The organism is Nocardia sp. NPDC004573, from assembly GCF_053602135.1.
On the sequence record NZ_JBSGDA010000022.1, the window covers coordinates 108,327 to 127,367 of the forward strand.

16 protein-coding genes and 1 pseudogene are annotated in these 19,041 nt (G+C 69.9%); 7 read left to right on the top strand and 10 right to left on the bottom strand.

Translation table 11 applies throughout. The features are described 5' to 3' along the window. Positions 1-227 precede the first annotated feature (227 nt). Genes ACWEKR_RS27670 through ACWEKR_RS27685 form a run of 4 tightly spaced genes read left to right on the top strand, consistent with a single transcriptional unit; the run spans position 228 to position 4,480 of the window. Entirely contained in the window at positions 228-1,277 is a 1,050-nt protein-coding gene (locus ACWEKR_RS27670) for a helix-turn-helix transcriptional regulator (RefSeq protein WP_452356928.1), read from the top strand. Beyond that, the gene (locus ACWEKR_RS27675; protein WP_452356929.1) at positions 1,274-2,713 is read left to right on the top strand and encodes a pyridoxal phosphate-dependent aminotransferase; all 1,440 of its coding nucleotides are present in this window, start codon (positions 1,274-1,276) and stop codon (positions 2,711-2,713) included. Before ACWEKR_RS27670 ends, ACWEKR_RS27675 begins: the two co-directional genes overlap by 4 nt. An 8-nt stretch (positions 2,714-2,721) precedes the next feature. After that, positions 2,722-3,681, top strand: coding sequence for a hypothetical protein (locus ACWEKR_RS27680; protein ID WP_452356947.1), 960 nt, complete (start codon positions 2,722-2,724; stop codon positions 3,679-3,681). 31 nt (positions 3,682-3,712) lie between these two features. Next, positions 3,713-4,480 carry an SDR family NAD(P)-dependent oxidoreductase gene (locus tag ACWEKR_RS27685; protein ID WP_195085107.1) on the top strand — a complete coding sequence of 256 codons (768 nt, stop codon included), beginning with the start codon at positions 3,713-3,715 and terminating at the stop codon, positions 4,478-4,480. Here ACWEKR_RS27685 and ACWEKR_RS27690 read toward each other — a convergent pair whose 3' ends face one another. Then, on the bottom strand, positions 4,481-5,119 hold the full coding sequence (locus ACWEKR_RS27690; protein ID WP_452356930.1) for a class I SAM-dependent methyltransferase: 639 nt from the start codon (positions 5,117-5,119) through the stop codon (positions 4,481-4,483). Between the two features lie 109 nt (positions 5,120-5,228). Between ACWEKR_RS27690 and ACWEKR_RS27695 the strand changes: the two genes are divergently transcribed. Then, positions 5,229-6,644 carry a hypothetical protein gene (locus ACWEKR_RS27695; RefSeq protein ID WP_452356931.1) on the top strand — a complete coding sequence of 472 codons (1,416 nt, stop codon included), beginning with the start codon at positions 5,229-5,231 and terminating at the stop codon, positions 6,642-6,644. A 695-nt stretch (positions 6,645-7,339) separates the two neighbouring features. Here the strand turns inward: ACWEKR_RS27695 and ACWEKR_RS27700 are convergent. Further along, on the bottom strand, positions 7,340-8,374 hold the full coding sequence (locus tag ACWEKR_RS27700) for a stage II sporulation protein M (RefSeq protein ID WP_452356932.1): 1,035 nt from the start codon (positions 8,372-8,374) through the stop codon (positions 7,340-7,342). A 43-nt stretch (positions 8,375-8,417) separates the two neighbouring features. On the opposite strand from ACWEKR_RS27700, the gene ACWEKR_RS27705 reads away from it, so the two are divergent. Next, positions 8,418-9,227, top strand: a complete 810-nt coding sequence (locus ACWEKR_RS27705; RefSeq protein ID WP_452356933.1) for an RDD family protein — start codon at positions 8,418-8,420, stop codon at positions 9,225-9,227. Here the strand turns inward: ACWEKR_RS27705 and add are convergent. The 6 genes from add to ACWEKR_RS27735 form a co-directional block, all read right to left on the bottom strand. After that, positions 9,206-10,225: an adenosine deaminase gene (add, locus tag ACWEKR_RS27710; protein ID WP_452356934.1), complete on the bottom strand. Its 1,020-nt coding sequence runs from the start codon at positions 10,223-10,225 to the stop codon at positions 9,206-9,208. The two genes, ACWEKR_RS27705 and add, sit on opposite strands and share 22 nt — an antisense overlap. 62 nt (positions 10,226-10,287) lie before the next feature. Then, a complete protein-coding gene (locus tag ACWEKR_RS27715) occupies positions 10,288-11,583 on the bottom strand; it encodes a DUF58 domain-containing protein (RefSeq protein ID WP_452356935.1) in 1,296 nt (431 codons plus the stop codon). Positions 11,584-11,586: 3 nt separating this feature from the next. Continuing rightward, complete coding sequence (locus tag ACWEKR_RS27720) at positions 11,587-12,564, bottom strand: AAA family ATPase (RefSeq protein WP_452356936.1); 978 nt, start codon at positions 12,562-12,564, stop codon at positions 11,587-11,589. A 67-nt stretch (positions 12,565-12,631) separates the two neighbouring features. Then, complete coding sequence (locus tag ACWEKR_RS27725) at positions 12,632-13,723, bottom strand: DUF4129 domain-containing protein (protein ID WP_452356937.1); 1,092 nt, start codon at positions 13,721-13,723, stop codon at positions 12,632-12,634. After that, on the bottom strand, positions 13,720-14,517 hold the full coding sequence (locus ACWEKR_RS27730; RefSeq protein WP_452356938.1) for a hypothetical protein: 798 nt from the start codon (positions 14,515-14,517) through the stop codon (positions 13,720-13,722). Before ACWEKR_RS27730 ends, ACWEKR_RS27725 begins: the two co-directional genes overlap by 4 nt. 91 nt (positions 14,518-14,608) lie before the next feature. Continuing rightward, positions 14,609-15,148: a TetR/AcrR family transcriptional regulator gene (locus ACWEKR_RS27735; protein WP_452356939.1), complete on the bottom strand. Its 540-nt coding sequence runs from the start codon at positions 15,146-15,148 to the stop codon at positions 14,609-14,611. 82 nt (positions 15,149-15,230) lie between these two features. On the opposite strand from ACWEKR_RS27735, the gene ACWEKR_RS27740 reads away from it, so the two are divergent. Then, positions 15,231-16,760, top strand: a complete 1,530-nt coding sequence (locus ACWEKR_RS27740) for an MFS transporter (protein ID WP_452356940.1) — start codon at positions 15,231-15,233, stop codon at positions 16,758-16,760. Between the two features lie 216 nt (positions 16,761-16,976). On the opposite strand, the pseudogene ACWEKR_RS27745 reads toward ACWEKR_RS27740, so the two are convergent. Together ACWEKR_RS27745 and ACWEKR_RS27750 are read right to left on the bottom strand one after the other, a co-directional pair. Beyond that, a pseudogene (locus ACWEKR_RS27745) lies at positions 16,977-17,162 on the bottom strand (adenylate/guanylate cyclase domain-containing protein); the annotation flags it as partial. Between the two features lie 126 nt (positions 17,163-17,288). Beyond that, positions 17,289-18,992: a DUF4407 domain-containing protein gene (locus ACWEKR_RS27750; RefSeq protein WP_452356941.1), complete on the bottom strand. Its 1,704-nt coding sequence runs from the start codon at positions 18,990-18,992 to the stop codon at positions 17,289-17,291. Between the last annotated feature and the right edge of the window lie 49 nt (positions 18,993-19,041).

Sequence of the window (19,041 nt, forward strand, 5' to 3'; positions counted from 1 at the left end):
GTGCACGATCATCCATTCTCGATGCCGGTTAGCACTCGCGAAGCACCTTTCTGAGCCCATGTGGCAGTCTTTCCCTCGCAAGAGTGATCGGGCGGTTGGATCTCCGGTGCACAACGAAATTGCGCGAACGCGATCGATCGCCTGCCTCTTGACATTTGATGATTAGAATGTCACATCGTGACACTCCGTGAGCATGCGTACGCACGGCGCAGGATGGGAGGCACGGGATGGCTGACTCGGGCTCGCACGAGCAGGTCGGCAACCTGGTCCGCAGGCTACGACTAGAACGTGGTTACACTCAGGCCGCGCTCGCTACCAGAGCGGGCTGCTCGCGCAGTCTGATTCAGCAGATCGAGAACGGCAGCCGGATTCCGCCGCTCGCGCTGCGGGAGCGCCTGAGCCTCGCCCTCGGCGCCGAACTGCCCACCGACGGCAGCGCCGATCCCGCGACTGATCCGACCAGCAGCGCCTACTACGACCTGCGGATGCGATTCAACGTTCTGCTGGGCAAGGACCCCGAATTGGTCGCGCGCGCATTGGGTATCGCGCAGAGCCTGATCGACGCCTCCGGCGCGCGAGCGGAAATCGAGCCGCTGCGCTTGATCGCCGATCGGCAATTGGAACGCGCCGAGGAGATCCTCGCGCAGATTCCGTCGCGCAGCGCCACAGTATGGGAATGGAACACGGTCACCGACTGGTTGACCATCCTGGAACAGGCCACCACGTCGGTCCGCGCGATCCATACCGCCGACCTGGGCACGATCGGCGGCGACGTCGGCGACGACTATCACGCGGCGATCCTGCGCCTGGCCGACAAGGCTCATCCGCCGAAGATCGATGTGCGCCGGATGTATGTGCTCGACGACATCTCGGATGTCTGGCCCTATGACGACAAACTATGGAAACAGGCTCGCTCCGGTGTGGAGAGCGTGCTGGTCAAACGCGAATACGCCCGCAACGCACAGAGCATGCTCGTGGTCGACGACCGCTACGTCGCGGTGGGTGAGTACGACTACTCGCGTCAGGCCAGGGTCGCGACGCGCTTCTCCGCGCTGAAGCACGATGTCGCGTTCGCGGTACGGCGGTTCGAGAAACTGTACGACCTGCGGCGCGCCGGTTCGGCCATCGTGGTCGATCAGATCGTCGCTCAACCGCCCCTGGCGGAGTTCGAACGACTCGCCGAGGGCGACTGCCGCAAGCTGTTCCGCGCCGCACTCCAGGAGAAATGGAACACCATGCCCGCACCGGGAGACTCTTCAGAAGGCGAGGTTCCGTGACCCAGAGCCACGTGCTCACCCATCCGCTCGCCGACCTGGCGACGCTGACCAACCGCTCCGAGGCCAGGAAACGGGAAGTGCGCGGGCGGGTTTCGCGGGACGCGTGGTTCGCCGGGACCGGCGGCCGCCGCTACTCGGGCGTCATCGACGCCTACCACGGGGAAACCGGCCGGGCCCCGGACGCGCACGCCGTCGCGGCGCTGGACCGGGCGTGGCGGGAGAGTCTGCACATCGCGCCCTCCGCGGAGTATCTCGACGGCCGCCTCTACGACAAGCGGCAGCCGTTGATCCTGCGCGAGCTGGCAGCACGCAAGCTGTTCGAGCGCCTGTCGCATCCGGTGGAAGGGGTGCCCGGCGTCCGGGTGCGCGCGGAGGAGGTGATCGTCTGCCCGTACTCGAGCACGATGCTGCTGGAGGAGGCGGTGGCCACGCTGGCCAGGCCGGGCGGGGTGATCGTCTGCCCGGAGGGCTTCTACAAGAGTTCCAGCATTCATGTGGAGAAGTTCGGTCTGCGGATCGTGCCGTGCCCGGTGGGCTCGGACGACGCGTTCAAGATCGATCCCGCCCGGCTGGCCCGCTGCCTCGATGGGCTGCGCGCGACCGGTGAGCTGTGCGGCGTGCTGCTCACGCTGCCGGGCAATCCGGTGGTAGTGCACTACACCGCGACCGAGCTGGCGGAGATCGGGCGGGTACTGCTCGACTGCGGTGTTCCGGTCATCTGCGACATGGCTTTCGACCGGCTGGTGGCCTCGCACATCCCGATCGCCGCGCTGCACGTGGCGACCGAGCGCGGCCTCCGGCGGCTGTACGACGTGATGCTGACCGTCACGGGTAACTCCAAGGCCTACAACGCATTCGGCCCCTGCAAGATGGGTGCGGCGTGCACCGGCGACAGCGCGTGGCTGGAGCGGATCCGGGAGCGGCTCACCATCTCGTTCCAGCGTGAGACCACCCATCTGGCTTGCGCGATCCTCGAGCACACCCCCGACGACTACTTCGACCGCAACCACGCGCTGATGCGTGCGCAGATCGAGCGGGCTTGTGCCCATATCGCCGCGATCAACACCCGCCTCGGCGCCGACGTGCTGCGGCCGTTGGGCCACCCCGAGGGAATGTTCGTCTCCGTGGTCTTCGATCGCGCGCTGCTCGACAGGGCGGGGGTGCGCACGAGCGCGCAGGTGGAGGACCTGTTGCTCGCCGTGGCCGGCGTCGACAGCGTCGCGCTGGACCGGACCGGCTCGCTGCGTCCCGGCGTCCGTTTGAACGTCCTCGCTCCGCGCAAAGCTCCCCGCCACGAATCGCCCGCTTTGATCGAGGAGCTTTTCGACCGGCTCGAGCAATTGATCCGCGACATCGCCGACGGGCTGACCTATCGCGACGCGCTCGCCGATCGCGGCCTGACCGCCCTGGTGCACGAGCGCGAGGCCGCCCGGTGATCGTCGGCGTGCTGCGCGAGACCGCGCCGCGGGAGACTCGTGTGGCACTCACTCCCGACGGCGTGCGCACACTTTCCACGGGGGGCCTTCGAGTTCTGGTGGAGGAAGGCGCCGGTCGCGGCGCGGGTTACGCCGACGCTGCCTACAGCGCTTCCGGCGCGGTCGTGGTCGCAGACGGCACGACGGTCTTCGAGCGCGCGGACATCGTCGTCTGGGTGAAACCGCCCGCATTCGACCTGGACTCGATGCCGCTGCGCGCGGGAACGACGCTGGTCGGCTTCCAGGATCCGCACTACCGTCGCGACGAGATCGACCGGTTGCGTCGCCGCGGCGTCGAATCGGTCGCCTTCGACGAGGTGCCGCGCGACGACACGACCACCGAGATCGATGCGCTGTCGACCATGAGCCGGATCGCGGGCGCGGAGGGCTACGCCGAAGGCAGGCGACTACTCGCCTCCGGACGGTTCACTCGCCCGGTCCGCACTCTCGTGCTGGGGTGCGGGGCCGCCGGGCTCGCCGCGATCTCGGCCGCTCGTAGGTTCGGCGACGAGCAGCCGACGGCGATCGGCAACCGTCTCGAACAGCGGGCAGCCGCGGTCGCGGCGGGCGCCGGACGATTCGTGCCGAACCGGCACGACAACGCGGCGCTACGGGAGACGCTGGCAGCCGCGCCGCCCGACCTCGTCGTCTGCACCGCCGTGCATCGCGGGTCGCCCGCGCCCCGCCTGCTCGGACAGACGGAGCTGGATCTGCTCGGCCCGGGAACCGTGATCGTGGACTTGGTGGCCAAGGCGGGTGGCAATTGCGTCGCGACCGTGCCGGACCGGACCGTCACGCTGCCCAACGGCGTCGTGGTCACGCATCGCTCCAACTACCCGGCGGGTCGTCCGGCGTCGGCCAGTCGGGCGTACGGCGCGGCGACGGTGGCCATGGTGTTGCGGATCGCCGGAAGCGGCGAAGTCCCTTGACGCTTGATGAGAACGTGTTCTAATTTCTGGCATGCGCAGATTTGACGGCCGCCGCGTGGTGGTGACGGGAGCGGGATCCGGCATCGGTCAGGGCATCGCCCTGCGGCTGCTGGACGAAGGGGCGCAGCTGGTCGCCGCCGACATCGATGTGGCGGGACTGGCGGCCACCGCGGAAAAGGCGGGCGACGGCGCCGAACGACTGCGAACGGTCGAGGTCGACATCGCCGATCCGGAATCGGTGCGCACCGCGCTCGCGACGGCGCTCGAATTCCTCGGCGGGCTGGACGTGCTGGTCAACGCCGCGGGCATCCTCCGGCCCGCGCGCACCCACGAAATGCCGCTCGAGGTGTGGGACCGGGTGATCCGGGTGAATCTCACCGGCACCTTCCTGATGACCCAGGCCGCGCTGCCCGCCTTGCTGGATACCGGGCGCGGGGTGGTGGTCAACCTCTCCTCGACCGCGGCCTTCAGCGCGGCGCCCTACCTCGCCTCGTACGCGGCGTCCAAAGGCGGCGTGAACGCCTTCACGCACGCCATCGCCCTGGAGTACGCCAAGCAGGGTCTGCGTGCGGTGAACATCGTCCCGGCAGGCATCACCAGCGGCATCACCACGAAATCCATCCTGGACCAGCCCGAGGGCTTCGACCCGCAGCTGTTCTCCCGGATGACCGGCTGGCTGAACAAGGGCGCGCTCGGCTCTCCGGAGGACATCGCCGGGGTGGTCGCCATGGTCGCCTCCGATGACGGCAAATACATGACCGGCACCGAGATCAGGGTCGACGGCGGCGCGCTGATGTAGTCAGCGCGGCGTGGCCACCAGCAGATGGTGCGGGATCGGCGTGCCGGCCAACCGCCGGTGCTCGACCGTGCAGCCTGCCCGCTCCAGCGCCGCGATCACGTCCGGCACCGGGCGCAGGGTGAAGCCGTACGGGGTGAACGGAAGCTTCGCCATCGCGCCGGGATCACCGATGCCGATCACCGAGCGGCCGCCCGGCCGGACCACCCGCGCGAGTTCTGCGCAAGCCGCCGCCAGGTCCGGCACGAAGTAGACGGTGTTCACGGTGATCGCGGCGTCGAGACTGTCGTCAGGCAACGGCAGCGCGGTGAGCGAGCCCTCGAGCAGCCGGAGTCTTCCGGCATCGATGTCGCCGCGGTGACTCGCGCGGGCGCGCGCCAGCATGTCGGCCGAGATCTCCACGCCGTACACGACCCCACCCGCGCCCACGCGGTCGAGCAGCAGGTGCAGCCCCGCTCCGCCACCGAAGCCCACGTCGGCCGCAGCGCCGCCCGGCGCGAGGCCGGCCGCCGCCACCGCCCCGGTGATGGCGGCCCTGTTGCTGCGATCGAGCACGAAGGCGACGCCTTTGCCGAGCACGCCGTGCGGATTCCCGAGCTGACCGGCGAGCGTGGACAACAGGCGGGCTCGGACGGAGTTCATGCGCGTCATCGTATCGAGCCGGGCCTTCCGGGCGGGGCGGCGAAGGTCCGAATACTGTTTCCCCGGTGTCCGTTCGGATACCGCGTCGTCTAGCGAAGGACCATCCGCGATGCGCCGACCGATGACCCTCCTCGCCGCCTGCGCGCTGGCATTGCTGCCCGCTCAGCCCGCCTCGGCAGCCGGGCCGTGGGGGCCGATCGCCTCGCCGAACCCCTTCCTCGGCCCCACCGGCACAGCCACCATGCACGGCGACGCGGGGTCGTCGGACGTGACCCCGCTCGCCGGTCCTGGCACCGGTGCCCCAGCGGTCGCCGCGTATCCGCTGGCTTCGGCGTGCCCGACGCTGCTGGAAGGATCGGACCGTCTCGTGGTCGCGTTGTGCACCGCGATCGCGGGGCAGACGCCGACGGTGCATCTGCTCGATCCGGCGGCGCCGGGTCCGGCGGCGCGATCGCTCGCCGCACTGCCGTTGACCAAAGGCAGTTTGCTCGGTGGCGTGTACGCCTACCTCGACCAGGACGACCGTCTGGTGGTCGTCGACGGTTCGGACCGGTTGCTCCGCGTGCGACACGAGCGGGACGCGGCGGGAACCTGGCGGCTGATCAGCGAAGAGGCCGCCGATCTGGAGTCGGTGATCCCACCGGGGGACAACGTGACGGGACTCGTGCCGGACTGGTCGGGCAATGTGTGGTTCGCGACCGGCCGGGGAGTGGTCGGGTTCGTCACGGCTGCCGGGCGGATCGCCGAGACGACGTTGCCGCCGGGGGAGCAGGTGGCGAACAGCATCTCGGCTGCCCCGGGCGGGCAGGTCGCGGTGGCGACGACGCATGCGCTGTACGAACTGCGCGTCGGCGCGGCCGGTGCTCCGGAGATCGCGTGGCGCGCGGCCTACGACCGGGGATCGGCCCGTAAGCCCGGACAGCTCAGTTGGGGCACGGGCTCGACGCCCACCTATTTCGGCCCCGCGACCGGCGCGGACTATCTGACCATCGTCGACAATGCCGACGAACAGGTGCATGCCCTGGTCTACCGCACGGGCACAGGCGAATTGATGTGCGCGGTTCCGGTGCTCGGCGAAGGCGGACCGGGAAGCGAGAATTCGCCGGTCGGCATCGGCCGCTCGGTCTTCGTGGCGAGCACCTACGGCTATCCGTATCCGGCGCTGCCCGAGGGTGCGGGACCGGCGGTGCCCCCGAGCGCGCCGTTCACCGGCGGGATGACGCGCGTCGACGTGGCCGACGACGGATGTCATGTCGTGTGGGAGAACCGGGTTCGCAGTGCGGCCGTACCACGTCTGTCCACCGCTGACGGCGCGCTCTACACGGTCGCGCGAGTCGGTCTCGACCAGACCACCCCCCTGGACGGGTATGCCTTCACCGTCGTCGATCCCGAAACCGGTACGGTCACCGCCTCCCAACCCCTCCCCGGCACCATCATCGACGACCCTTTGCAAACCGCTCCGCTGATCACGCATTCCGGTCGTCTGCTGCAAGGCACCACCACAGGGGTATTGCGCGTCGGTTGAGTTCTCTTGTCTGTGACGTGCGTCTCTCCAAGTGGCATGTCGCGGCGTCGTTTTCGCGCGTCGCGCGGCGCTGGAGCAGCAGGTGAGGCGAAGATCACATGGCTAGTTGTGGTTGCGGCCCAGGTGCTGAATCGAGGGGTCCGGACAGGTGAACCGGAGGCTTTTCGCTCCCCGGTTAATGCGGAGCCTGTCGGGGAACTGCCCGGTCTTCCTCGCGTGCCGCTATGTCTTTACCCGGTTTATTACCGCGTAAACAAACTTGTGGTCTCTTTCTATTGATGGATGGTCAGCAACTGATCTTTCGTGCAAATAAACGTGCAGGTGGGGAGCGGTCTCAGCAAACCATGGAGGGGTCTATCCAATAGCTCGGCTAACGCCGCGAGAGCGCTCCGATCCATTGCCGGAAGAGGCTCCGGGAGCGTATTCCGGCGGTGTCGCCGGAGTACTGCCGGGTTCCCGAAACTCCGGTCGCGCGGGTCGCAAGCGGTTAGCTGGATGCGGGTGCCCGACGGGTGTCCGGAGGGTTTGCTGGCCCGCTGCTTTATACGCTTGACCTCGGCGGGGAGGGTTGCGTAGGGATAACGATTGTGTAGAGTTGACGGTAACGCTGGCCGCAGCTAGAGCAGCGACTCGCTGCGGCCAGCGGAACTCAAATGGGGGAGCTCCGAACCGATCCGGCGCCGCTTAGCTGCCGATTATCCCGATCCCACCGCTGGACGTGTGCTGAATGTTGGCTGCGTCACACTGCCTGCCCGTTCGCCGACCGCCTCGGCACCCGAGTTCTCCGGTTCCGTGACCGCGCGACGCCCCATGACGAACACATAGACCAGGAACAACGTCTCGGCGGTGAACCCGATCGCGAGGCGGATCGGGGTGGGCAGCGAGCTCGGTGTCACGAATCCTTCGATGAAGCCACACACCAGCAACACTCCGACCAGTCCGAGCGCGACCGTCGCGGTCGCCCGCCCTTGCCTGGCCACGGCCTCCGCCCGGCTGAGCCGTCCGGGATCGATCAGCGTCCACCCGAGTTTCAGGCCGACGCCGCCCGCCACGAACACCGCGGTCAGCTCCAGCGTGCCGTGCGGAAGGATGAAGCCGAAGAACGAATCCAGCCGCCCCGCCTCGGACATCAGCCCCGCGGTGACGCCCAGATTGAGGGCGTTCATGAACATCAGGTAGACCGCAGGCAGGATCAATACGCCGGTGAACAGGGCGATCGCGGTCACCCAGGCGTTGTTCGTCCACACCTGCGCGGCGAAGGCGCCCTGCGGGTGTTCCGAGTAATACGTCTCGAACGCACCCCCCGGTGCGGTGAGACTGCCTGTGTCCGCAGGGATCCCGAGGATGTCGCGGGCGGAGTCGAAGCGCTCCACCCAGACGGCCAAGCCGGCCGATACGCCCAGGAACACCGCGGCGACGCCGACCCACCACGGCCACGACCGGTAGAGCGCCGCCGGGAAGCGGTGGCTGAAGAACCGGCCGATCTCCGGCCAGGTGTCGGCGCGTGTCCCGAGCACCCGGCCGCGCGCACGCGCCAGCAGCGCGCTCAGTCCGGCGATCAACTCCGGATCAGGGCTGTGCGCCTGCAGCCGGGCCAGCTGCTGGGAGGTGCGGCGGTAGAGCAGGACCAGTTCGTCCGCCTCCGCGCCGGTCAACTTGCTCCGCTTGGACAAGTAGTCGAGCCGGTCCCACGCCCTGCGGTGCGCCAGGCTGTATGCGTCCACGTCCATTCGGTTGCCTCCCACTCCCACCGGTCGCAAGAATGCTATCGACATGGCTGAGTTCACCACCGGCGAAGCAGTGGCCCTGGAACTGCCGATCGCCCGGATCCCCACGAGGGCCGCCGCGTTCCTGATCGACGTGCTGGCGCAGTGCACGCTCGGGTTCGTTCTGCTGTTCGCCGTCGTCACGCTGCTGCTGCCCGCGGGCGCGGACTCGGCCTGGCTCGACGTGGTGATGCTGGTCATCATCGTGGCCGTGCTGGTCGGCTATCCGGTGACCTGTGAGACCGCCTGGCGTGGCCGCACGCTCGGCAAGCTGGTGCTCGGGCTGCGCGTGGTGCGCGGGGACGGCGGGCCGATCGACTTCCGGCACGCGCTCACCCGCGGCCTGGCGGGCGCGATCGTCGATTTCTGGATGCTCGGCGGGTTCGGCGCCATCGCGGTGCTCACCTCGATGTGCTCACCGCATGCGCGGCGGATCGGTGACGTGCTCGCGGGCACCGTGGTCGTGCACGCGCAACGCTCCCTGCCGCCGCCCGCGCTCGCACTCGCGCCGCCGTGGCTGACCGGTTGGAGTGCGCAACTCGATCTGTCCGGACTGCCGGAGGATCTCGCGCTGTCCGTGCGGCAGTATCTGACGCGCTTGCGAACCTTGACTCCCGCGGCGCAACACGAGCTGGGCACCGAACTCGTGGCGCAGGTGTGCGGGCGGCTGCGCGTCGCGCCGCCGGCCGGTTACCCCCCGCCGCAGATTCTCGGTGCGGTCATCGCCGAACGACAGCGCCGGGTGCTGCCGCCGCCGCTGTTCCCGGTATTCCCGCCGGTGCCATCGCGCCCCGGTCAGCCGTTCGCCGCGACGTAGTCGTCCACTTCACGGAGGAAAGCGTCCTGCCGGGCGGGCGTCAGCCAAGAAGCGCGGAACGAATTCCGGGCCAGTTCGGCCAGTCGATCGACGCCGAGCCCAGCCTGCTCGGCGAGCGCGAGGTAGTTGTCGGCCACATATGCCCCGAAGTAGGCGGGATCGTCACTGTTGACGGTCACCGTCAGCCCTCGATCGAGCAGGCCGACGATCTCCGCGGACTTCATCTCGGCGGTGACGAAGGAGTTCGACACCGGACAGCAGGTGAGCGCGATGCCCTTCGACTTGGCCAGCTCGACCAGACGGTCGTCCGCCACGATGTTCGTGCCGTGGTCGAGGCGGTCGACGGCGATGTCCTCCAGCGCCTGGCGGATGTGCTCGACCGAATCCGGCTGATCGATGTCGCAGTGCATGGTCAGCAGGAAGCCCTCCGCGCGGGCGCGCTCGAAGACGGCGGCGAACTTGCTCGGCGGGTTGCCGCGCTCGTCGGAATCCAAGCCGACGCCGAGGATCCAGCTCTTGTACGGCAGCGCTTCCAGCAAGGTCGCCATGGCGTACTCCGCGGAATGATCACGCAGGAAGCACAGGATCAGCTCGGCGGATATCCCCAGCTCCCGCCGCGCCCGCGCGATCGCCGAGCGGTATCCGCTGATCACCGTGGTGAACGCGACCCCGCGCCCGGTGTGCGCTTGCGGATCGAAGAACAGCTCGGCATGGCGCACGCCTTGACCGTGCGCCCGGCGCAGATAGTCGTAGGCGAGGTCGTGGAAGTCCTCCGGGCGCTGCAGCACGCGCATCGCGGGATAGTAGACCTGCAAGAACGACGTCAGGTCGTGGAAGCGATAGGTCTGCTGCACCTCGTCCACGCTTTTCTCCGCCAGCTCGATGCCGTTGCGCCGAGCGAGGCGGAACTTCAGCTCCGGCTCCAGCGTCCCTTCCAGATGCAGGTGCAACTCCGCTTTGGGCAGTCCACGGACGAACGCGGCGAGATCTGAGGCCATGGGGTCATGATCCTCCTCGGCGGCCCCGCGAGGACGCCCTTCGACAAGTCCACGGCCGGAACTCAGAGCGCCCCGGACTGTTTCAGTTCCAGGTACTCGTCCGCGAGCGCCTCGGGCAACCGTTCCGGGGACGCGGCTACCACCGCGACACCGGTGCGGCGCAGCGACTCCTGGACCAGAGCGCGCTCGGCGAGCACGGATTCGGCGGCGGCCGCGGCGTACAGGTCGAGGAGGCGATCGCGGCGGGTGGCGGCCGCGGCGATCTCGGGGTCGGTCACCGAGACGATCAGCACCCGGTGCCGCTGCGCCAGCACCGGCAGCACGGGCAGCAGATTCTCCTCGACCGCCGCGCCGTCGAGGCTGGTGAACCAGACGACCAGGCTGCGGCGGCGGGTGCGCTGAACAGCCGCCCGCACGAGTCCGGCGCTGTCGGTGTCGACGAGGGCAGGGGTGATGCCTGCCATCGCGTGCATCAGCTTCAGCTGCAATCCTTTCCCGCCGACTCCGCGGACCTCCGCGCGCGGTCGGCGGTCGAAGGCGAGCAGATCGACGGTGTCCCCCGCGGCGGCGGCCAGACCGCCGAGCAGCAGGGCCGCCTCGATGCTCGCGTCCAGGCGGGTACCGTCACCGACCCGGCCCGCGCTGATCCGGCCGGTGTCCAGCAACATCAGCATGTGCCGGTTGCGCTCCGGGCGCCAGGTGCGGACCAGGACGTCGGTGGCGCGAGCGGTGGCGCGCCAGTCGATGGCGCGCACGTCGTCCCCGGCGACGTACTCGCGGAAGGAATCGAATTCGGTGCCCTGTCCGCGCAGATTGGCCACGTTGCTGCCCTCCAGGTGCTGCAGCCTCTTCACTTTCGAGCGCAACAGCCGTTCGGCGCGGAATGCGGGCAGCGCGCGGACTCGTGCGGGCACGACGCGCCTGGTCTGCCGCCCCGCCAATCCGAGCGGGCCGAGCAGTCGCACCGTGACCTCGCCCGCGACTCGATCGCCACGGTAGGTAGGGGTGAGCGTGGTGCGGAATCGGACCTTGGTGCCCGGGGCGAGGTCGAGCCGGTGCGTCCGGTGCTCGGGGCGCGCGCTGTCGGGCCAGTCGTCCCAGACCGTGCCGCGCAGCACCCGCGCTCCGGTGTTGACCGCGACGAGTTCCACTTCGGCGGAGCGCCCGAGCCGTACCGTGGTGAGCGCTTCGCGGGAGAGTGCGAGATCGCGCGCCCGTCCCACCGCCCCGAGGTCGATGAGCAGCCCGGCCACGAGGACACAGGTCATCACCGCCACGCCGGCCGAGGACGGCAGGACCAGGGTGACGAACAGGGCCGCCACGCCTGCCGCGGCGGCCAGCCGACCGGTGACGACCATGCGCTACACCGGGACCGGAACCGACAACAGCAGCGACGACAGCACGCTCTCGGTGGTCACGCCGTCCAGTTCGGCCTCCGGGCGCAGATGCAGGCGGTGCCGCAGCACCGCGACGGCGACGGTCTTCACGTCGTCCGGCGTGACGAACCCGCGCCCGCTGAGCCAGGCGAAGGCTCGGGCGGCCGCCATCAACGCCGTCGCGCCGCGGGTCGAGGCGCCGTGCTGCACGGCGGGCGAGGTGCGGGTGGCCCGGCACACGTCGACGGTGTAGGCGAGCACCTCGGGCGTGATCGTCGTCCGGGCGATCGCGGCGCGGGCGGCGGTGATGTGCGCCGGGCCCGCGACGGGACGCAGGCCCGCGGCGGTCAGGTCGCGCGGATCGAAGCCCGCCGCGTGGCGTTGCAGGATGCGGAACTCGTCGTCCCGGCCGGGCAGGTGGATGTCCACCTTGAACAGGAAGCGGTCCAGCTGCGCCTCCGGCAGCGGGTAGGTGCCCTCCTGCTCGATCGGGTTCTGGGTGGCGACGACGACGAACGGATCGGGCAGCGGCTGCGGCTTCCCGTCCACCGAGACCTGCCGTTCCTCCATCGATTCCAGCAGCGCCGACTGGGTTTTCGGCGGCGTGCGGTTGATCTCGTCGGCGAGCAGCAGGTTGGTGAACACCGGACCCTGCCGGAAAGTGAACTCCGCGGAGTGCGGGTCGTAGATTTGCGAGCCCGTGACGTCACCGGGCATCAAATCCGGAGTGAACTGCACCCGGGCGTGGTCGAGGTCAAGCGCCGTGGCCAGCGCCCGCACGAGCAGCGTCTTCGCCACGCCCGGCACGCCTTCGAGCAGCACATGGCCGCGGCACAGCAGCGCGAGCACCAGATACATGACCGCGTTGTCGTTGCCGACCACCGCCTTGCCGATCTCGGCGCGCAGGGCGTGGAACGCGGCGCCCGCCTGCTCGGCTGTCGGGGTGGTCTCGATGCTGGTCATTCGATCTCCTGTGGTTCGCGGGTGTTCCCGCATGCCGTGGGCCGGGGGAGGAGTGGGCAAAGGCGTCTCATCCGACCTCCGATTCGATCCATTCGAGTTGGGCGGCCACCACCCGCAGCGTCCCCGGATCGGGCACCGGTCCGAACAAGGCCGCGCCGATCTGGGCGGGGTGGGCTCCGATGCGCGCGGCGACCGCGGCGACGACCCGGTCCGGCGGGGTGTCGGCGGTGACGCCGAGCGGGGTGCGAATCCGGCGCAGCGTGGCCGCCCGCAGTTTCCCGGCGACGTGATCGTGGTCTTTCGCGCGGCGGTAGAGGGCGGCCTGCCCGGCGAGCAGTTCGTTGGCCGCCACCTCGACGGGCCGGGGCTCACGCACCAGGGCCCCCCGCCTGCGGGCACGCCACCACACCACCAGTGCGGCGGCGATCAGGAATTGCACGCCGCCGTAGAAGACCGGCGCGGGTAACCGGTCCCAGATCGGGTCGTCTCCCGCCCCGAAGCCGGGGGCGTCCGGCGGAGGGACGTCGGGCAGATCCGGAGGCGTTTGCGGCGGCGGCGCCGGCGGAGCGGTCGGCGCGCCGCAGGATTGCAGGGCGCCGTAGACCAGCAGCAACAACGCGGCCGCCGCGGCGAGCGCCGCCCAGAACCGTGGGTCGCGCAGCGGTTTCGGCAGCGGTGGCAGTCTGCGCGCGCCGCGCGGCGCTTTCTCCACCGCCTCGACCTCCACCGGTTCCGGTGCTGGCGGCGGCGCGGAAGCGGAAAACCGGTCGGCGTACTCCAGCCTGCGATATTCGTCCTCGGTGGCGCGGCGTCCGCCGTAGACCACCTCGTCGAAACTGTGCGCGGCGGGCTGGATCTCGGTGGCGGTCTCGAGCGGTAATGCGGTGGTCACGTCGTCGGCGGTTTCCCGCGCGGTGCGGGACCGCCGCACTTCGAGCACACCGCCCTGTTCCAGGCCGCGCAGCACCGCACGGAACCGTTCGCGCAGGGCCCGGTCGAAATCCCGGTGCCGCGCGGCCGATTCGGCGGCGGCGCGATGATCGGCGGCGGCGCCGAGCCGCGGCACGTCGGGTACCGTCTCGTTCGTCGCGCCTTCGGCAGGCGTGACTTCGGTCGACTGCTGCGCCGACGGGACCTCCGGCGGCACGGGAGCGCTCACCGCGCCTCCTGCCTGCGGATGCGTATGTCCAATCCTTCTCGGCGGCAGCGGCGGTCGACGTAGCACACCACCCGCGAAGAACTCTCTACCACTTCGCCGAACGCCGTCAGCAGCAGCACCGCCGACGTGGTCAGCACGATCACCGGCCACCGGTGGGTGCCGGAGAAGTCCGAGACGAACAGCGGAATGGCCAGCAGCGGGACCGCCAGCAGCGCGAACAAGGCGCGCTGGACGATCCACAGCCCGGTGGTGGGCCACTCCGCGCCCTCGGCGAGCAGTTTCGCCCGTGCGATACCGTCCCGGTGCGATGTGCGCTCGACGAACAGCACCGGCACGGCGACCCAACGGCAGGCGCGCAGCCGGCCCAGCCAGATCGCCGCGAGCGGCAGCGTCACGATCAGCACACTGCCCACCGTCAGCACGGCGACACCCACGACGGTGAACAACAACTGGAACATCAGCAACGGGCCGAGCGTCGCGGCGAATCGGCGCAGCGCGGTCCGGCGGCCGATCGGCACGCCGCCGACGGTCGCGAGCCCCAGGGCGGCGGTGGTACCGCGTAACACGAACCGCAGCAACCACGCACAAGCCGCGGTGGACAGGATCGCCGCCCAGGCGGTGCCCGGGTCGGAGCCGTCGGTCAATTCGGAGACGCCCGCGGTCACCGCGACCACCACGGCCTCGGCGAGGACGAGGCCCGTCACGCTCAGCCCGGCCAAGGCGCGGACGTTCGCCTGGATCAGCGCGAACGGCACATCGAGCAGTTCGCGAAAACTCAGCGGTCGGATCGGCACCGTCGTTCCAGGAGACCCCGGTACCGGATCTGTTCCCGCCCCGACGGCGCCGGCCGGTTCGGCGGCTGGCAGCACGGGCCGAGTCTAGCCCTCAGCGCCGTAGTAGGCGGTTCACCACGTGCCGGTAGCGAACCGGATCGATGGGTGGGAGGCCGAGCAGCGCCCGCAGGTACACACCGTCACCGACCAACCGGATGAGGTCGGCCTGTACCGGGTCGGTGACCTCCTCGTCCAGACCGTCCGACCAGGAGTTCATCATCTCGACGAGCGCCTGCTGCACCTCGTCGGGTTCCGGGGTGGCGTCGATGGTGCGCATGGTCGCGAGCATGGACCGGTAGAGCTCGAGTTCGACCGCTTCCGCCGCGTTGTCCGGGTTGGGCGTCTGCAGGTACCACTCGGCTACCGAACCGCCCTTGGCGACCGCGGTGTCCAATTGCCTGCCCGCACGGTCGGCCAACCTGCGGACCAAGCCCGCGAGCAGCGCGTCTTTGCTCTTGAAGTGATAGAGCAAGCCGCCCTTGGAGACGCCCGCGGTGGCCGCGACGTTTTCCAGGGTCACCTGCGACATGCCTTTCTCCAGCAGCAAGGTCTCGAGCGCGTCCAAGATGCGGTCGCGGGTGTCAACTGTCACGCCGTTGACTATACCGTCCGGACGGTTAGGTGGGTACTATACCGTCTGGACGGTAAAACGGACGACGGAAGTCGAGAAAGTCATGACCCCCCAGACCATCGGACGAGCGGCCACCACCCCCCACCGCGCGGGAGCGCGCCAGTGGGCGGGATTGTCGGTGCTCGCGCTCGCCCTGCTACTGCTCGCCGTCGACGCGACAGTGCTGGATCTGGCCGTGCCCGCGATCAGCGCCGATCTCGCGCCCACCACGCCGCAGCTGCTGTGGATCATCGATGTCTACTCGTTCGTGCTGGCCGGGTTGCTCGTCGTCATGGGCAACTTGGGCGACCGGATCGGGCGGCGCAGACTGCTGCTGCTCGGCGCGGCCGGATTCGGTGTCGCCTCCGTGCTGGCGGCCTGGTCCATGACGCCGGAAATGCTCATCGCGGCCCGCGTGCTGCAAGGTGTCGCCGGTGCGACGCTGATGCCCGCGACGCTCGCGCTGATCAGGTCGATGTTCCTCGACCCTCGGCAGCGCACCGTCGCGATCGCGGTCTGGAGCGCGATGGCTGGTGGTGGCGCCGCGGCGGGACCGCTGCTGGGCGGCTGGCTGCTCGAGCACTACTGGTGGGGTTCGGTGTTCCTGGTGAACCTCCCGGTCATGCTGGTGCTGCTCGGGCTGGGTCCGGTGCTGATCCCGGAATCGCGCGATCCGAGCCCCGGTCGCTTCGACCTGCCGAGTGCGTTGCTGTCGATGCTCGCGCTGGTACCCGTCGTGTACGCGGTGAAGGAGTTCGCGGCACACGGTCCGGATACGCGAGCGGTCGCGGTCGGTGCGGTCGGCCTACTCGCGGGCGTGGGCTTCGTGCACCGGCAGCGCCGCCTCGCGCAGCCGATGCTGGATCTGGCGCTGTTCGCCCTGCCCAAGTTCCGTACGGCGGTGCTGACCAACTTGCTTGCGGTGTTCGCGCTGGCCGGCGTGCTGTTCTTCGGCTCGCAGTACCTTCAGCTGGTGCTCGGCCGCTCGCCGATGCAGGCCGGTTTGCTGCTGCTGCCGGGTCTGCTGGCCGGGATGATCGCCTCGCTCGTCGCGGCCTGGTTGATGCGGCGGTTGGGGCCAGGCACGGTGCTCGGCGGCGCGCTCATCACGGCGGCGTCGGGCGCGATGCTGTTCGGCCGGCTGAGTACGGATGCGGCCAGCAGCACGACGCCGTTCGTGCTCGGCTTCCTGTTCATCGGGGCGGGGGTCGGGGTCGCGCTGACGGTGTCGTCGGACTTGGTGGTCGGCTCGGCGCCGGCCGCTCGCGCCGGCGCGGCCGCCGCGGTGTCGGAGACCGCGTACGAAACCGGCGTCGCACTCGGCGTCGCGATACTCGGTAGCGTCGTCATGGCGATCTTCCGCAACGGTCTCGACCTGAGTCAGGTGCCGGGCGATCAAGTGGACGTCGCCTCGGAATCCCTCGGCGCGGCCACGGCCTTCGCCGGTGAACTGCCGGCGGCCGCCGGGAACGCGTTCCTCGTCTCCGTGCACGAATCGTTCGTCTCGGGCATCCACTTCGCGGCGATCGGCACCACCTCGATCCTGTTGCTGGCCGCGCTGGTGGCGTTCCGGTTGCGCGGCGCCCGTGCGTGATCGCCGTTCGTGACGGCGCTCGCGACCGTTCCGGATTCTGCGGCCGCACCGTTCTCGGCGGACCGGGACCCATCGCACGAGGCGGCGGAATCACGGTGGTGGGCCCGGTCACCGCAGCGGAGTCCCGCGAGATACGTGGGCGCGTTCGAACCGGCTGCGGTCGCCGAGTCACAGCCGCCGCCGAGGTGCTGGAGTTCTTCCGGGTGCCGCGGATCGCTACTGCATCGCGACATGCCGGGAAGAGGTCTCTGTGGGTCGCGCGAGCCGAGTCGTTGTGAGGCGGCCGCGGAGGGTGACGGATTCGCCGAGCCGCCAATGTCCCGCCTCGGTATCGGCAGCTGCTGCGAGGGTGGCGCCGGAGGCGAGTAGCAGGCCCGGCAACTTGGCCAGTTCGCACAGGCGAACGGTGAGCACGCGCGCTATGTCACGGCTGCGGCGGGCGCACGGATCCAGAAGCTGTGGACACCGCCGGTGCGCAAGCGCTGCCAGCCGCGGCGTCCGGCCTGGTTGCTTGTCGGCGCGGCGCGGTCAGCGCCCCGGCGGCAGTTCGCGGCGGCCGGCCTCGGGAAGTTCGGGACGGTGGTGGCCCGGCAGCTCGTCCCGGTGGGCGCCGGTGGGCAGACCGTAGCCGGCGGCGCCGGTGGGGGGAAGCGAGGAGTAGCGGGGGGCGGGCGGCGCGGAGTAGTGGGCGTCCACGACGGTGGAGGCAATGTGCTGGGCGTGCGTGATGTCGGGCGTGCCCGGCTGCAGCTGATAGCCGACGGCCTGCGGATGCGAGGTCTGGCCGTCGACGGTGACCTTGCGGGTGCGCCGCAGCGTGAAGGTGATCTCCTCGACCTCTTCGAACGCCTGTCGCGCGGTGCGCAACGGATGCGTCGCCGTGTCGATCGCGTTGGCGACGAACGACGGAACCAGCGGCCGGATGAAACGCGCCGCGGTGTCGGTGAACGGGACCGTGCCGATCAGCGGGAGCTCGAGGCCGCCTCCACCGCTCGGCACGGCCGGTGCGGGTGCGACGGCCGGCACCGGCGGATGCGCGGCGGCGGGAGCGGGTAGGTGCGTCGCGTCGTCGGGCACGGCGCTGTCCTTTCGGTCGTCCGCCGCGACGGCGGGAAGTTCGGGGCGGCGCGGCGGCTCGGTGATGCCGATCTCGATGCCGCCGATGGCCGCGATGATGCGGGTGCGCTGGCGCTCCCGGTCGATGGCCGTGTCCGCCTCGACGGCGAGGCGGGCGGCGGTGAGTTCCTGCTCGGCGCGCAGGGTTTCCGTCTCGGCGCGCACTTCGGCCTGCTTGACCGCGATCACCGTGTCGGCTTCCCGCTCGGCGCGGTCGTACACCGTGCGGGCCGCGTTGTGCCGGTCGAACGATGTCTCGCCGCGCCACCAGCGCAGGACCAGCGGCAGCAGGGCCAGCGCGACGAACGCCAGGATGGTGAGCACGCGCAGCGGCAGCGCGTCGCGCACCGTGTAGTCGTTCATCGCCTGCCAGCGCGCGCCGAGCCCGCGATCGGCGTCGTCGAACGCGGCGGTTCGCGCGGTCGACAGGGCGGCTTGGCCCGCGTCGATCCGGCGGTCCGCGGCATCGACCCGGCCTTGCGCGGTGGCGAGCTGCTTGCGGGCGTCGTCGAGCATATCGTTGGCCGTCTGCGCCTCCGGCCCGCGTCCTGGCACGCCGGTGATCCTGGTGCGCGGGCACTCCGGAGTCGGGTTGATCTCACAGCGGGCGATCACCAAGGCGTGATCGATATCGTTCTGCGCCATACCGATCGCTTGTTCGAGCGCGGCCCGGTCGGCTTTCGCCCGGTCGAGTTCCGCCTGCGCCGCGACGACCCGCGGCGCGGAATCGAGCGAGCGCTGCGCCTTCTCGTCCAGCAGCCGGTCGACGGATCCGCTGAACAGCACGATCGCGGCGAGCTCGGCGAGCAGTCCGCCCGCCAGCACCGCGACCACGAGACGCGCGATCAGGCCGAGCCGGTCCGGCCCGCCACTGGGCCGGGGCGTTGCCAGAGCCCTGGCGAGCGCGCCGGTCAGCGCGGCGACCACGACGCCTGCTGACAGCGCTGCCCACCACGGCCATGCGGAGCCCGCGGCCAGGGCGGCGACCACACCGGAGATCACGCCGAACAACAGCACGACCGCCCCCGTGACGGCGTATCCCGCACGCTCGTGACGATCGGTGAGCGCGCTGTTCCTGCCCCCGCCGAGCCAGGTGAACAAGCTGGTGACGGTCATCGGAAGGCACATCCTCTACGTCCCAGGCGCTGACACGGGCGCGACGAAA

What these genes read in the sequence shown, in the direction of transcription:
- ACWEKR_RS27670 (WP_452356928.1), top strand. Translation starts at nt 228, where the DNA reads ATGGCTGACTCGGGCTCGCACGAGCAGGTCGGCAACCTGGTCCGCAGG.
- ACWEKR_RS27685 (WP_195085107.1), top strand. Translation starts at nt 3,713, where the DNA reads ATGCGCAGATTTGACGGCCGCCGCGTGGTGGTGACGGGAGCGGGATCC.
- ACWEKR_RS27690 (WP_452356930.1), bottom strand. Translation starts at nt 5,119, where the DNA reads ATGAACTCCGTCCGAGCCCGCCTGTTGTCCACGCTCGCCGGTCAGCTC.
- ACWEKR_RS27695 (WP_452356931.1), top strand. Translation starts at nt 5,229, where the DNA reads ATGCGCCGACCGATGACCCTCCTCGCCGCCTGCGCGCTGGCATTGCTG.
- ACWEKR_RS27700 (WP_452356932.1), bottom strand. Translation starts at nt 8,374, where the DNA reads ATGGACGTGGACGCATACAGCCTGGCGCACCGCAGGGCGTGGGACCGG.
- ACWEKR_RS27705 (WP_452356933.1), top strand. Translation starts at nt 8,418, where the DNA reads ATGGCTGAGTTCACCACCGGCGAAGCAGTGGCCCTGGAACTGCCGATC.
- add (WP_452356934.1), bottom strand. Translation starts at nt 10,225, where the DNA reads ATGGCCTCAGATCTCGCCGCGTTCGTCCGTGGACTGCCCAAAGCGGAG.
- ACWEKR_RS27715 (WP_452356935.1), bottom strand. Translation starts at nt 11,583, where the DNA reads ATGGTCGTCACCGGTCGGCTGGCCGCCGCGGCAGGCGTGGCGGCCCTG.
- ACWEKR_RS27720 (WP_452356936.1), bottom strand. Translation starts at nt 12,564, where the DNA reads ATGACCAGCATCGAGACCACCCCGACAGCCGAGCAGGCGGGCGCCGCG.
- ACWEKR_RS27740 (WP_452356940.1), top strand. Translation starts at nt 15,231, where the DNA reads ATGACCCCCCAGACCATCGGACGAGCGGCCACCACCCCCCACCGCGCG.
- ACWEKR_RS27750 (WP_452356941.1), bottom strand. Translation starts at nt 18,992, where the DNA reads ATGACCGTCACCAGCTTGTTCACCTGGCTCGGCGGGGGCAGGAACAGC.